Genomic DNA, 14,038 nt, shown 5'->3' on the forward strand with positions numbered 1-14,038 from the left:
ATCGGACATGATCAGAGTCAACCACTTGCAGAAATCGGTGGATGGAAATAAGAAGAAGGTGCTTCGCGATATTACCGTCCAGTTTGGTGCAGGGGAAATGATTGGCGTTGTAGGGGCCAGCGGCAGCGGCAAAAGCATGCTCCTTCGTTGCTTGGCGCTGCGAGAGAGTTGGAACCGGGGCGATTATACCTGGAACGGGGATAAAGTGATTGAAGGCGGCGGACGCGGTTCACAGAAATACCGCTCCCAATGCGCCTATCTCGAACAGAACCCTTCCTTGTATCCGGAGAAAACCGCGCTCAAAAATGTCCTGATCGGACAAGCGGGTCAAACTCCGCTTCTGCGCCGACTGACCGGGATGGTACGATCGGACGATTACATGGGCGCCATGGACGAGTTGGAGAAGTACGGCCTGCTGGACAAAGCCCATGTTAAAGCTGGGAAGTTGAGCGGCGGCGAGCGCCAACGTGTGGCTATTTGCCGGGCATTGGTTCATGGGGCTAGCTTCCTGGCGGCGGACGAGCCGGTGATCGGGCTGGATCCTAAGTCGGCAGAACGCGTATTGGAGACGTTAAAGGAGCTGTGCACCCAGCAAAATAAGATCGTTATTACGGCATTGCCGCTGGAATTGGCAGAGCGTTACTGCACCCGGATCTGGGGACTGTCTGAAGGAGAGATCAAGCTTGACGTGTCCGGACGGCGGCTCTCGATGGAAGAGAAACGCCTGATTGATCTGGTATGAAACGAGTGGTGAGTATGTTGACGAAGAGGAGATTATTAGCTTGGGCGGGAGCTTGCCTGCTTCTGATCCTAAGCGGCTGCAGCGTGATCAGCGATCCGAAGTCTTTGATGCAAACGCCGCAGCTCTCCACCGACCGTGCCTCGTTAATCAGCGTCATTAAGGCCGAGCTGAAAGGCGGAGAGATCGTCTCGCCGCGGGACGTCCGCAATATCAGCTCCATTCGCACACCTGACCTGAACAACGACGGGATCAAGGAGGCGGTGGTCTTCTATGAGACGCCTGATGAAGCGGTGCGGATCCACGGCATGATTTTAGAGCATCAGGGCAATTCCTGGGCACTGAAGGTTCGCTTTGACGGCGAAGGCCAGGTCCTTGAAACGTTTGATATTCTGGACTTAAACGGCGACGGCAATTTGGAGATTATCGCTGGTTTCTCCAGCGGCTCCGATGAACTGCAGAAAGGATTAACCGTATATACTTACAATGGCAGTGAAGTCGAGAAGGCAATTGCGTTGCCGTACAACTACTTTATGGTGGACGATTTAAATCAGGATAACATTCCTGATATCACGGTCGTGAACTTAAAACGCGAGCAGTATACGACGGTGACGACGTATCAGTATGATGGATCGTTTAAAGAAATAAGCCATCTGGAACTCGACGATCCGATCAGCGAGTATTATAATGCGGTCAGCGGCAACATTACGCCTAACCTGAAGGGGATTATTCTTGATGCAACGGTGGGAACCCATTCCGCCTTCTCGACGGTGATTGTGATGAAGGACGGGGAGCTTGTTAACCTGTTGCCTTCACAGGATATGACGCTCAAAGGGTATCCGATTCTCAGCGGTGACGTTAACAATGATGGACTGCTGGAAATCGGCATGTTGGAGAAGCCCAAAGGCTGGGAGTATATTTCATTTGATGAAATTCCGTGGCTGTTCTCCTATTATCAGTGGGATGAGAACGAAGGCCTCAAATTCGTCATGCAGCAATACATGGATATGGCTGGACGCTTCTACTTCAACTTCCCGAAAGAATGGCAAGGCAATGTTACGATCGATACGAAGTCCGACAAAAATGAGCACCTCATTTTCGTCAAGATCGATACAAATGAGCCTGTCGCGGAAATCCGCTTCTTTACGCTGTCGGAATGGGAGCGCAATAAAGGAGATTGGGAGCTGCTCGCACGGGATGCCGATAAGGTGATCGGGTTCCTGAGTCATACGGATTTAAAAGTCAACAAAGGCGAGACGGAAATTAAACGTTAAGCCGTTTTTTGAAAGAGGGGGCAACCAAATTGAGCAAAGTGCTGATTTTGGAGGACGAAGAGTCTATCCGTAGTTTTATCGTCATTAACTTGAAGCGGAACGGCTTCGATGTACTCGAAGCGGCGGACGGCAACGAAGCGTTAAGCAAGCTGCAAAGCGTTCCGGACATTGACATCGCGCTCCTCGACGTGATGGTGCCAGGGATTGACGGTTTTGAAGTGTGCCGGCGGATCCGCGAAACGAATGAACGGATCGGGATTATTTTCCTCACCGCTAAAGTGCAAGAGCAGGATAAGGTCTACGCGTTGTCCGTGGGCGCGGACGATCATGTCAGCAAGCCGTTTAGCCCAACAGAGCTGATCGCCCGCATTCAATCCCTGCTGCGCCGGGTGAATGTTTACCGTGAGAGCAGTGCGAAGGTGACGTTTACGTCCGGACCGTTTACACTGGATTTGATCTCCAAGCAATTTAAGAAAAACGGGCAGCTGATTGAACTGACCCCGACGGAGTTTTCGTTGATTCAGTTTTTCCTGGAGAAGGAGAATACCCCGCTTAGCCGTGACGTCCTGTTGGATCACGTCTGGGGCAAGGAATATATGGGCGATCCGAAGATCGTGGATGTGAATATTCGTCGTCTGCGGCAGAAGATTGAAGCGAATCCGTCCGAACCGGCTTTCCTGCAAACCGTGTGGGGGCACGGTTATAAGTGGAAAGGCGAGGGACAATGATCAAGAAAGGGATTGGACGGCAAATCGTCTTACACTATTTCATCGTTGTATTCGTAACCTTGTTTATGGTCGAGGTGATTTTCACATTGGCCATTCGCATGTATTATTACGATACGATCTATAATCACATGTCCAATCACTCGATGTGGGCTTCGGACTACTTCCAGAAGTTCGTCCGATTGAATGCGGAGGGGGATCCGGATTATTTTACGGAAATGCTCCGCACTTTTGAGCTGGATAATACCGAACTGATGATTCTGGATCGCAACGGCGAGGTGAAGGCAAGCACCAATCCGTTCCAAGCTGATAAGGCGATTCAAACCAGCGATGTTCCGCAAGCGTTAGCCGGGAACGTTGGCAAATGGATCGGGCGGCAACCGACGACCGGCGAGCTGGTGATGGCCGTTTCAAGGCCGCTGCAGATCCAAGGGCATACGCAATACATCGTACGTTACGTCACCTCGATGGAGTCGGTCAATTCCAAGCTGCTGAACTTGACCTTCATGTCGATTGCGGTTTCGGCGGCTGTACTGGCTATCGTTACGTTGTTTAGCATCGGATTGGCGAACTCGATTGTTAAGCCCATTAATAATATTCGTGCCGTATCGGCGCAAATGGCGCGAGGGAAGTTCGATGCGCGAATCAAGGGCAATTACCGTTATGAGCTTGGTGAACTGGCAGCTACCTTGAATTATATGGCCGAGGAGATCGTCCGCAGCAATCAGATCAAGGACGATTTTATCTCATCAATTTCACATGAGCTGCGCACGCCATTGACGGGGATTAAAGGCTGGAGCGAGACGTTAACCTCCGGCGGCTTCGATCCAGAGGAGACGAAGATCGGGATGGGGATTATCGCGAAAGAGACCGATCGTTTGATTGGCCTCGTGGAGGAGATCCTTGATTTCTCGAAGCTGCAATCCAACGAGATGAAGCTGGTAATCGGCGAGGTGAACCTCAAAGAACTGCTTCAAGAGACGATGCTCAACGTTTGGGCCAAAGCGGAACAGAAGCATATTCAGCTGAAGCTTGAGGATAAAGCCGACGGCACCGCCATGGTCAGAGGCGATGGCAATCGTCTGAAGCAAGTGTTCCTCAACGTAGTGGACAATGCGATCAAGTTCTCCCATGAACAAAGCTGGATTCATCTGGTGATTGATCGTATCGATGATGAACGCGTGAAAGTGGATGTCATCGATTCGGGGATTGGCATCAGTGAGGAATATTTAAACAAAGTGAAAGATCGATTCTTCCAGGTGAATCATCAAGGCGGCGGTACCGGGCTGGGGCTGGCGATCAGTCAGCAGTTGGTTGAACTGCATCATGGGGAAATGGAAATTCAGAGCGAGCTTGGCGTTGGGACAACCGTTTCAGTCATCTTACCGATGTTAAGCGATTCCCAAACGGAAGCTGTAACCGAATCGGAGACAAAACCTCAATAGAGAGATATAAAAAGAGAGAAAGAAACTTGTGGAGAGAGGGACTTACTATGACACAGCTTATCGATCAACTAGAAACCGCTCAGGGAACGCTTGACATCTCACTGGCAGGCGAAGAGGATTTGGCGACAGTGCAGGAGATATTAGTTGAAGCCGCGACTTGGATGCAAGAAAATGGCGTAAATCAATGGAATCCGCTGCAGTTTACGCCGGAACTAATTCGGTCGTATTTGGCAGACCGTGAAATATACCTGCTGCATGAGTCAGGCGAACCGGTGGCCTTGTTTACGCTGCAGGATTCAGATCCCGATTATTGGGGTGAGCTGAACGTTCCCGGTTACAGTTACCTGCACCGGCTTACGATCCGGTTGTCTTACCGCGGACGCGGGCTGAGCAGTGAAATTTTACGCTATGCAGCGAAACGTTCCAAGGCGCTGGGTCGTCCTGGCATCCGGTTAGACTGCTGGAACCAGAACCCGAAGCTTGTTCAGTTATACGAGGGCTTAGGGTATCAGCTCCAAGGAACGGGCAGCAACAACGGAAGGGAATTTAACTTATATCAGTTGGACGCTGATATATATGCCCAACTTTAACTTTTGACAATAGCACAGTTAGAAACCAAAGGGACCGCCTCGAAAGATCATCCATGGATTCTTTCGAAGCGGTCCCTTTTGGGTTAGGAGAGCAACCCTTCGGCCCGCAGCCGAGGGGCGTTGTCGTACACTTCTTGAAGCAGACGGGAGGGTTGAGGTCGGCTTGCCGGTTTAGCAAACACGGTTTCGTACGGGGCCACAACGCTGATGTCTCCAGGCTCCGATTTAATGACGGCACCGTCTTTGATGATCGCGCCTTCGCCGATAATCGCCCGCTCAATCTGGACGTTGCGGCCGATTTTCGCGCCCGGCATGATGACGCTGTCCTTGATGCGGGAATACCGGCCAATTTCTGTTCCAGCAAAAATAACTGAACGTTCTACATAGCCTTCGAGTGAACAGTGATCATGAATGAGGGAGGAAGGGGCGGGAGTGTGACGTTTTTTAACCCATCCTTGCATGAGCGGCCGTTCTCGAGTAAACATGGGCCAATCCTCACGATGAAGCTTCCATTCGGAGGATTCAACCAGCAAATCCATATGCGCTTCCCATAGACTTTGAACCGTTCCTACATCCCGCCAATACCCCTTGAATTCATACGCGTGCAGCGGCTCGCTGCCTGCCAACATTTTAGGGATTAAGTCCTTGCCGAAATCATGACTGGAGTTCGGGTCCGCGGCATCTTCCTCCAACTGGCGCTTTAAGAACTCCCACTCAAACAAGTAAATACCCATGGAGGCGAGGTTACTCGCAGGTTGCGCCGGTTTCTCCGCGAACTCCGTAATCCGGTTGTGTTCATCCTTCGTCATGACACCAAAGCGATGGGCTTCTTCCCAGGGTACTGGCATAACTGAAATCGTTGCTTTGGCCTGGTGACTGAGATGGAAATCCAACATGTGACGGTAGTCCATATGGTAAATATGGTCTCCCGAAAGGATCAGGACGTATTTGGGCGAATGACCGTCGACAAAAGCCATATTCTTGTAGATGGCGTCCGCCGTACCTGTATATTCCTCAACGCCTTCCCGATACGCTGGCAGTAAAGTGATCCCGCCATGCTCGGAGTGCTTCAGCTTCCATGGTTCTCCTTCACCGATGTGCTCATGAAGCGAAGCCGCTTCGTATTGCGTCAAAACCCCGATCGTATCAATTCCGGAGTTGACGCAGTTGCTGAGAGGAAAATCGATGATCCGGTAATGTCCGCCAAAATGCACGGCCGGTTTCGCCTGCTTGGTGGTCAGCGGAGATAATCGTCGCCCCTCTCCGCCGGCAAGAAGCATTGCAATACAGTCCTTTTTCCTCATTTCATTTCCCTCCCGCATGTTTTGGTCTGTGTGGCACATACATTAGGATATAATGTAGATGAAATAAAATATGGAAAATATCCGAAAGTAATACATCTTTTTGATGTAAATACTGAAATTTTTTTTGAATTTCTAAAAATAATTGACGTTCTTTCATTTGGTGTAAAGGTGGTGACAGATTTGTTTGATGCCAGGACCGAATCAGCATGGGCTTCCGCCGTATCTCCCACGGATATTTACTTGTTCCGCGAGGGGACATTGTATCAAAGCTACCGCACGTTTGGCGCCCATCCCGTAACCGAAGGAGGAAGACGTGGAGTTCGCTTTACTGTTTGGGCCCCGAATGCATGCCAAGTCGCCGTTGTCGCCGACTGGAACGGTTGGAAAGGGACGCGTGATGTACTATATAAGATACCCGATTCGGGAATTTGGACTCGCTTTTTTCCGGATGTTCCGGTTGGAAGTTTTTACAAGTATGCTTTAACCGGACCGGATGGTAAGACCCGCTTGAAGGCAGATCCCTATGCTTTTTATGCGGAAGTGCGGCCGAAAACAGCTTCCATCATCACGGAATTGGACAACTACATCTGGGGAGATGAGAAGTGGATTCAGAACCGCAGCGCACCTTACGCACAGCCGCTCAACATTTATGAGCTTCACTTCGGGACCTGGCGGCAAAAGACTGACGGCTCGTTTTATACATACCGAGAGATGGTGGATTTGCTAATCCCCTACGTCAAAGAGATGGGGTACACGCATATCGAAATCATGCCGCTCTGTGAGCATCCGTATGATTTATCATGGGGATATCAAGCGACCGGTTATTTCGCCCCAACCAGCCGGTATGGGGAACCGCAGGATTTAATGTATTTCGTGGATTGCTGTCATCAGGCTGGGATTGGCGTGTTGCTCGATTGGGTGCCGGGCCATTTTACGAAAGATGATCACGGATTGCGTCTATTTGACGGAACGCCCTTGTTCGAGTATGCTGACCCGGCCAAAGCGGAGAAACCCGGATGGGGAACCCTCAGTTTTGATTTTAGTAAACCCGAGGTGCGTTCTTTTTTGATCTCCAGTGCGATATATTGGCTTGAAAAGTATCATTTCGACGGGCTGAGAGTCGACGCCGTGACCAGCATGATTCGCTACGATTTCGAGAAGCCGTCCTGGGCGGCGGCACGTAACGAAAAGGGCGGTACCGAAAATCTGGAGGCGATCGAATTCTTACGGCAGCTCAACACGGCAGTCTTCCGTTATTTTCCGCATGCTTTGATGATGGCGGAAGAATCTAGCGCGTGGCCGTTAGTGACCGCCCCTGCGCATCAAGGGGGGCTTGGCTTTAATTACAAGTGGAATATGGGGTGGATGAACGATACGTTGGATTATTTTGAGACGCCGTTCCGCGAGAGACCTCACCGTCATCACTTGCTAACGTTCCCGATTTGGTACGCCTATTCGGAGAATTTTACGCTGCCGCTCTCCCATGACGAGGTGGTACACGGCAAAAAATCACTGCTGGACAAAATGCCGGGCACCTACGAGCAAAAATTCGCCGGCCTTCGCCTGTTACTCGGGTATCAGCTGACCACTCCAGGGAAAAAACTGTTATTTATGGGTGGAGAATTTGGCCAATTTATCGAATGGCGTGATCAAGGGGAGCTGGATTGGTTCCTGTTGGATTACGAGTCACATCGGCAGATCCATGGGTATTGCCAGGCGTTGAATCACTTTTATTTGCAAGAGCCGTCGCTGTGGGAGCAGGATCATGAACCTGAGGGATTTCAGTGGATCATTCCGGATGATGATCTGCAAAGTGTCATTGGGTATGTGCGAAAAGGAACGCGGCCGCAGGAGCTGTTGCTGGTGCTGCTGAACTTTCTGCCGGAGGAGCGGAGGGAGTATCGTGTTGGCGTCCCTTTGCCTGGACGGTACGAGCTTGTCTTTAACAGCGATGATGTTCGATTCGGCGGGTTCGGCTGCCCACAGCCCAAGCTGCAATTAAGCGAAAAAACGGCTTGGAACGGCAGGCCCCAAAGCCTGACCGTTACGCTTCCTCCGCTGAGCATGACCGTGTGGAAGCGTCAAGCGCCAAGAAGGAGGGTGAAACGATGAAGATTTTGTTTGCTGCGGCCGAAGTCGCACCGTTTATCAAAACCGGAGGCTTGGCTGACGTGATTGGGGCACTGCCAAAGGCACTGATTGAAGCGGGCCATGATGTGCGGGTCATCATGCCAAGATATCGCGAGCTGCCGCAAGTTTACCGTGAGCGTCTGCATCATCTTGGCACCGGTACGGTTCCGGTGGGATGGCGGAAGAAGTATGGCGGCATTTCCCGGCTGGACTGGGAAGGGGTTCCCGTGTACATGATTGATAATGAAGACTATTTTGGCAGAACAGGGATTTATGGTCATTGGGATGACGGCGAGCGGTTCGCGTACCTGGATCGGGCGATGCTGGAGCTGCTTCCCCTTACCGGGTTTATGCCGGACATTATTCATTGCCATGACTGGCATACGGCGATGATCCCGCTCTTGTTAAAGGAGCATTACCGCGATCGGCACGAATACCGGAATATTCGAACCGTTTATACCATACATAACTTGTTATACCAGGGGATTTTTCCGAAAGAGATTCTGGGAGATCTGTTGGGACTCCCTTGGGACTATTTCACACCGGACGGCGTCGAGTATTATGATCAAGTCAGCTTTATGAAAGCCGGCTTAGTCTACGCCAATCATGTGACGACGGTCAGTCCCACTTATGCGGAAGAGATCAAGACCGAGCACTACGGTTATGGGCTGGACGGCCTGCTTCGCTCGATCAGCGGTCGGTTGTCAGGCATCGTAAACGGGATCGATACCCGACTATATGATCCGGAGACCGATCTGGAGCTATTCGCCCGTTACAGTCGCAATTTGGGACAGAAACGCGCCAATAAACCGGTGCTTCAGCGGGAGCTGGGCCTGCCGGAAGCACCGGATACGCCGCTGATCTCGATGGTTACTCGTCTGGTCGAACCGAAGGGGCTGGATCTGGTCATTCGGGTATTAGATGAATGGCTTAGCACAGACGATGTGCAATTAGTGTTGCTTGGCACGGGGGATCCCGCCTATGAAGATTGGTTCCGGGAAGCGGCATGGCGTCATCCCGGGAAGCTTTCGGTCCAAATCAAGTTCAGCGACGCGTTATCTCGGCGCATCTATGCCGGCAGCGACATCTTCCTAATGCCATCGCGGTTTGAGCCTTGCGGCATCAGCCAGCTGTTGGCGCTGCGATACGGCACAATCCCCGTTGTAAGAGAAACCGGCGGCCTCAACGATACCGTGCGTTCCTATAATGAATTTACAAGCGAAGGCAACGGCTTCACCTTCCATAACTATAACGCGCATGATATGTTGTACACGCTTCGCCGGGCGGTGTCGTTCTACCGCCAGCCTGAGCATTGGCATCGGATAACAGCAAATGCATTCGCCGGTGATTACGGCTGGGATGCATCGGCAAGACAATATATTCACATTTATGAGAGCCTAAAGAAATAGCGGACGAGTCGCTCGTCCGCTTTTTGTCATTATTTTTGAATGTGCCGATACAAAATGCGGAAGCCGTAAGGATCCAGGGAAATGCTCATGACCCCGTTCGTTGGTGTCACGGCTTCTTCGGTAAGGGCGTCCCGCCAATCGCTCGTTTGCATCGGATGGGTGAGGGTGACTGGCTTGGGGGTATTGTTCATCCACACGGTAAAATGCATCTTCTCATCCATTCGTTCGTATACGATACACGGATCCCCTGGTTCCGCGTGCAGAAACCGAAAATGACCGTGACGAAGCGCCGGATGCTGCTTTCGCAGCCTAATCATCAGCTTGTAGAAATCATACAGCTCACGATCCTGCTTGTTGTGATCCCACTCCATGCACTTCCGGCAATCCGGATCCCCGTCGCCAGTTAGACCGATCTCATCGCCGTAGAACATGCAAGGCGTTCCAATATACGTAAACAGAAACACCACGCAGAGCTTGAGCTTGCGCTTGTCGCCGCCGACACGGGTCAGCAGGCGAGGGGTATCATGGCTGCCCAGCATGTTGAAGATCACTTCATTCGTTTGATGCGGATATCGCATGATCAGCGCACCCATCTCATCGGAAAAGGCCGCCCCGTCTACACCGCCGTTAAAAAACTCCAGCACTTTATCCGCAAAGGGGTAATTCATCACGGAATCAAATTGATCCCCCAGCAGCCAGTTCAAGGAATCGCTCCATACCTCACCAATCAGATAAGCTTCCGGGTTCGCTTGTTTGACGACCTGACGGAATTCCCGCCAGAACGAATGATCTATTTCATTGGCGACGTCAAGCCGCCAACCGTCCAACTTGATCTCCTTAATCCAATATTCGGCGACTTCAAGTAAATACTTTTTTAGTTCCGGGTTGGCGGTATTAAATTTCGGCATGTTGGGGAAGAACCCAAACGTATCATACGTCGGGATCCCGTTCTCTACCCTCGCCGGGAACTGGTTGACATGAAACCAACCGGCATACGGGGAGGCTTCACCATGTTTGAGGACGTCCTGGAATGGAGGAAAATGCTCCCCGCAATGATTAAAGACCGCGTCCAACACGACCCGGATCCCACGCTGATGACATTGCTCCACCAACTCCCGCAGCAAGTCGTTGTTTCCAAAATGAGGATCAACCTGTTTATAATCCACGGTGTCGTATTTATGGTTGGATGGAGCCAAAAAAATCGGAGTAAGATATATCGCTGTGATACCTAGGTCGGTCAAATCGTCCAAGTGGTCAATGATCCCCTGCAAATCGCCGCCAAAGTAATTTTCACGGGTCGGCTTGCCTCCCCAGGCTTCAACTGGCTTGGGATCATTGGAGGGATCTCCGTTGGCGAACCGCTCCGGCATAATCTGATAGAAGACCGCTTGCTTTGCCCATTCCGGCACTCGGACTACTTCGTTCTCATGAATATACGGAAATTCAAAGCATTCCCCCGGCGGTTGAGGAGCCTCCGATTGAATGCCTGTGTCCAGCAGGTACACCGTTTCAGTTCCCGCCGTAAGCTTAAAGGCATAAGAAAGACGTTTGAACTTGGGACGCACCGCGACCTCCCAATAGTCGAACATGCGATCATGGGCCGTTTTTTCCATCGGCAGCTCCTGGTAGGTTCCCGTCCAATCGTATTTGTCCCCGGTCATGGCCATCACCTGCTCCACATCATCCCGTTTCGTCCGGATGCGAAGATGGATCGTCGATGAGTCATAGGCATACGCCCATTTGTCCCGGGGCACGTGGTAGAGCGCTTCAAGCAGCACAGATTGGCGCCTCCTCTCGTAAATCGCTAGGGTTGTGATGATGTTCATTATTCCCCAAGGCAGCAAGGAGCATGAACCAAATGGGTAACATAATTCAGATTTGAATTGACCAAAGTATGATAAATAAGATTTACGAGGTTTTAAAGGGCAGTTCTGTGAAAACTTTTGAATATCATGAAAATTGTTTTGCATATATATGCATTCTGATTTATAATTAGCCCAGTAATCATCGTCGTGTGATAAAAAGAAAAGCAGAATAGGAGAGAAAAGCATGAAAAAATGGGGCATGTTATTCATAGCGGTCTTGATGGTGACTATGGTGCTGGCCGCTTGTGGTCAGGAAAAAAATAACAGCGGCAACGCGGCAAACAACGCCGGTCAAGCTGCGAACCAAAATGAGACTCAAGCAGGTGGGGATCAAACCGAACCGGCTAAGAAACTGATCGTAGGCATGAGTGCGGACTTCCCGCCATATGAGTTCCACATCAAGAACGACCAGGGTGAAGACGAAATTGTTGGTTTTGACGTAGAAATCGCTAAGGAAATCGCCAAGGATCTGGGCGCGGAGTTGGAGATCAAGGATATGCTGTTCGACTCCTTGCTCAACGAACTTTCTAGCGGGCGTGTAGATCTAGTTATCTCCGGATTAAGTCCAAAACCAGAACGCGCTGAGCAAATCGATATGTCGAAAATTTACTACACTGCAGAACAAGCCATTGTGACGCGTGAAGCTGACAAAGATAAATACTCCACTATGGAATCGCTGGAAGGTGCAAAAATCGGGGTACAAAAGAGCTCGATCCAGGAAGATATGGCGAAGGAAATTCCAAACGCCAAGCTGACCTCGCTGGCTAAAATCAATGACATCATTATGCAACTGACTTCGAACCGTGTAGATGCTGCGATATTGGAAGGACCGGTAGCCAAAGCATTTGTGAAGAACGTCAAAGGCATCGTTATTACGGATGCTAAACCTGAGACGGAAGATGAAGGTTATGTTGTTGGTGTCAAAAAAGGCAATAAAGAATTGTTGGATCAAGTGAATGCGACGCTGGATCGCCTGATGAGTGACGGAAGCATCGACAAGTTCGTCACAGAAGCTACTGAACTCGCAGAGAAATAATACGACACTGATCCATCTTTGCAGAAAATAGCGAGTCCTATCGCTATTTTCTGTTTTTTTGCTTGAAGAGTCCTACTTTAGGCTGGGAGGAATGAACATTTTATGGATTTGATTTCAATGTTTATTGAGTACCGGACTTATTTTCTTACCGGCATTCAGTACACACTTCTGTTAGCAGCCATTGGTGTGTTGTGCGGATTCATTCTAGGGTTAATCGTGGCCCTCGTCCGGATGTCTCCCTGGGGGATCCTCCGGTTTATTGGGCATGCGTGGGTTGAATTTCTGCGGGGGACCCCGATGTTAGTTCAGCTCTTCATTATTCATTATGGTTTTTCTACGATGTTTGGCATTAATTTTTCGCCGATTGAATCCGGTTCAATTACGCTTTCGATCAACAGTTCAGCTTATCTGGCAGAAATTTTCCGCGCCGGGATTCAAGGTGTGGACCGTGGACAAGGAGAGGCGGCTCGTTCCTTGGGGATGACTAAAGGGATGACGATGCGCCACATCATCATTCCTCAGGCAATCAAATCGGTACTCCCTGCCATTGGCAACGAGTTTGTGACCATTATCAAGGAATCATCGATCGTTTCTATTATCGGGATTACGGAATTGATGTTCCAATCCGGCGCGATTGTGGGCATCACCTATGACGGAATGACGCCATACTTGATTGTTGCTATTCTGTACTTTATTCTGACATTCACGCTGTCTCGGATTTTGGGCGTGTTCGAAAGGAAGTTGAAGACCAGTGATCACCGTTAAAGGTTTGCATAAAAAATTTGGCCAACTCCATATTTTGCGCGGGATCGATCTGGAAATCTCCAAAGGCGAAGTTGTCGTCGTTATCGGTCCGAGTGGATCGGGGAAGAGTACGTTTCTTCGTTGCTTGAACCTGTTAGAGGTTCCGACCGAAGGGGAGATCACCTTTGAAGGAGCTTCCATCACTGCCAAAGGCCATGACATCAATAAAACCCGCGAGAAAATGGGCATGGTGTTCCAGCACTTTAATCTGTTCCCGCACAAGACCGTAATCGACAACATTACGCTGGCCCCTATTCGCGTTAAGAAGCTCGATAAAAGCAAAGCGGAAGCAATCGCCATGGATCTGCTTCGCACGGTTGGACTGGAGGATAAGAGAAACGCCTATCCGGCGCAGCTCTCCGGCGGTCAGAAGCAGCGGATTGCGATTGCCCGCGCATTGGCCATGGAGCCGCATGTGATGCTGTTTGATGAGCCAACGTCGGCTTTGGACCCGGAGATGGTCGGAGAGGTGCTTGACGTCATGAAGAACCTGGCTGAGCGGGGCATGACGATGGTTATCGTTACGCATGAGATGGGATTTGCCCGTGAGGTAGGTGACCGCATCCTGTTTATGGATCAAGGCGTCATTTTGGAGCAAGGTACGCCGCAAGAGGTGTTTGGGGCGCCAAAGCATCAGCGGACGCAGGACTTTTTAAGCAAAGTATTATAAATTTGAGGGACCGTCCGAGGACTTCGGGCGGTTTTTTTGTCCTTTGG

At 50.5% G+C, this 14,038-nt stretch carries 12 protein-coding genes; 10 read left to right on the plus strand and 2 right to left on the minus strand.

Annotated features, from left to right (window positions below; all coding sequences use genetic code 11):
• Positions 1-7: 7 nt before the first annotated feature.
• From PBA01S_RS01305 to PBA01S_RS01325, 5 genes are read left to right on the plus strand one after another with little or no spacing between them, the layout of a single operon-like run.
• Positions 8-742, plus strand: coding sequence for a phosphonate ABC transporter ATP-binding protein (locus PBA01S_RS01305; RefSeq protein ID WP_016312082.1), 735 nt, complete (start codon positions 8-10; stop codon positions 740-742).
• A gap of 14 nt (positions 743-756) precedes the next feature.
• Positions 757-2,013, plus strand: coding sequence for a hypothetical protein (locus PBA01S_RS01310; protein WP_255315261.1), 1,257 nt, complete (start codon positions 757-759; stop codon positions 2,011-2,013).
• 29 nt (positions 2,014-2,042) lie between these two features.
• Positions 2,043-2,741: a response regulator transcription factor gene (locus PBA01S_RS01315; RefSeq protein ID WP_016312084.1), complete on the plus strand. Its 699-nt coding sequence runs from the start codon at positions 2,043-2,045 to the stop codon at positions 2,739-2,741.
• A complete protein-coding gene (locus tag PBA01S_RS01320) occupies positions 2,738-4,183 on the plus strand; it encodes a sensor histidine kinase (protein WP_127575131.1) in 1,446 nt (481 codons plus the stop codon). Before PBA01S_RS01315 ends, PBA01S_RS01320 begins: the two co-directional genes overlap by 4 nt.
• Before the next feature lie 47 nt (positions 4,184-4,230).
• Positions 4,231-4,773 (plus strand): GNAT family N-acetyltransferase, encoded by a 543-nt coding sequence (locus PBA01S_RS01325; RefSeq protein WP_127575132.1) that lies wholly within the window; start codon positions 4,231-4,233, stop codon positions 4,771-4,773.
• Between the two features lie 83 nt (positions 4,774-4,856).
• On the opposite strand, the gene PBA01S_RS01330 is transcribed toward PBA01S_RS01325, so the two are convergent.
• The gene (locus PBA01S_RS01330; RefSeq protein ID WP_016312087.1) at positions 4,857-6,077 is read right to left on the minus strand and encodes a glucose-1-phosphate adenylyltransferase; all 1,221 of its coding nucleotides are present in this window, start codon (positions 6,075-6,077) and stop codon (positions 4,857-4,859) included.
• A gap of 180 nt (positions 6,078-6,257) precedes the next feature.
• On the opposite strand from PBA01S_RS01330, the gene glgB reads away from it, so the two are divergent.
• Complete coding sequence (gene glgB / locus PBA01S_RS01335; RefSeq protein ID WP_255315262.1) at positions 6,258-8,189, plus strand: 1,4-alpha-glucan branching protein GlgB; 1,932 nt, start codon at positions 6,258-6,260, stop codon at positions 8,187-8,189.
• Complete coding sequence (glgA, locus tag PBA01S_RS01340; protein ID WP_127575134.1) at positions 8,186-9,616, plus strand: glycogen synthase GlgA; 1,431 nt, start codon at positions 8,186-8,188, stop codon at positions 9,614-9,616. Before glgB ends, glgA begins: the two co-directional genes overlap by 4 nt.
• 29 nt (positions 9,617-9,645) lie before the next feature.
• Here glgA and PBA01S_RS01345 read toward each other — a convergent pair whose 3' ends face one another.
• A complete protein-coding gene (locus tag PBA01S_RS01345; protein WP_016312090.1) occupies positions 9,646-11,394 on the minus strand; it encodes an alpha-glycosidase in 1,749 nt (582 codons plus the stop codon).
• Between the two features lie 271 nt (positions 11,395-11,665).
• Between PBA01S_RS01345 and PBA01S_RS01350 the strand changes: the two genes are divergently transcribed.
• The 3 genes from PBA01S_RS01350 to PBA01S_RS01360 all read left to right on the plus strand — a co-directional run bounded on the left by PBA01S_RS01350 (position 11,666) and on the right by PBA01S_RS01360 (position 13,991).
• Positions 11,666-12,517 (plus strand): transporter substrate-binding domain-containing protein, encoded by an 852-nt coding sequence (locus tag PBA01S_RS01350; RefSeq protein ID WP_016312091.1) that lies wholly within the window; start codon positions 11,666-11,668, stop codon positions 12,515-12,517.
• A gap of 102 nt (positions 12,518-12,619) precedes the next feature.
• On the plus strand, positions 12,620-13,282 hold the full coding sequence (locus tag PBA01S_RS01355; protein ID WP_016312092.1) for an amino acid ABC transporter permease: 663 nt from the start codon (positions 12,620-12,622) through the stop codon (positions 13,280-13,282).
• Entirely contained in the window at positions 13,269-13,991 is a 723-nt protein-coding gene (locus tag PBA01S_RS01360) for an amino acid ABC transporter ATP-binding protein (RefSeq protein ID WP_016312093.1), read from the plus strand. Before PBA01S_RS01355 ends, PBA01S_RS01360 begins: the two co-directional genes overlap by 14 nt.
• Positions 13,992-14,038 lie beyond the last annotated feature (47 nt).

Source organism: Paenibacillus barengoltzii NBRC 101215 (assembly GCF_004000745.1).
Lineage (GTDB): Bacteria > Bacillota > Bacilli > Paenibacillales > Paenibacillaceae > Fontibacillus > Fontibacillus barengoltzii.

Bases quoted from the DNA above. Each gene is read 5' to 3' on its own strand.
- PBA01S_RS01305 (WP_016312082.1), top strand. From the start codon at position 8: ATGATCAGAGTCAACCACTTGCAGAAATCGGTGGATGGAAATAAGAAG.
- PBA01S_RS01310 (WP_255315261.1), top strand. From the start codon at position 757: ATGTTGACGAAGAGGAGATTATTAGCTTGGGCGGGAGCTTGCCTGCTT.
- PBA01S_RS01320 (WP_127575131.1), top strand. From the start codon at position 2,738: ATGATCAAGAAAGGGATTGGACGGCAAATCGTCTTACACTATTTCATC.
- PBA01S_RS01325 (WP_127575132.1), top strand. From the start codon at position 4,231: ATGACACAGCTTATCGATCAACTAGAAACCGCTCAGGGAACGCTTGAC.
- PBA01S_RS01330 (WP_016312087.1), bottom strand. From the start codon at position 6,077: ATGAGGAAAAAGGACTGTATTGCAATGCTTCTTGCCGGCGGAGAGGGG.
- glgA (WP_127575134.1), top strand. From the start codon at position 8,186: ATGAAGATTTTGTTTGCTGCGGCCGAAGTCGCACCGTTTATCAAAACC.
- PBA01S_RS01350 (WP_016312091.1), top strand. From the start codon at position 11,666: ATGAAAAAATGGGGCATGTTATTCATAGCGGTCTTGATGGTGACTATG.
- PBA01S_RS01355 (WP_016312092.1), top strand. From the start codon at position 12,620: ATGGATTTGATTTCAATGTTTATTGAGTACCGGACTTATTTTCTTACC.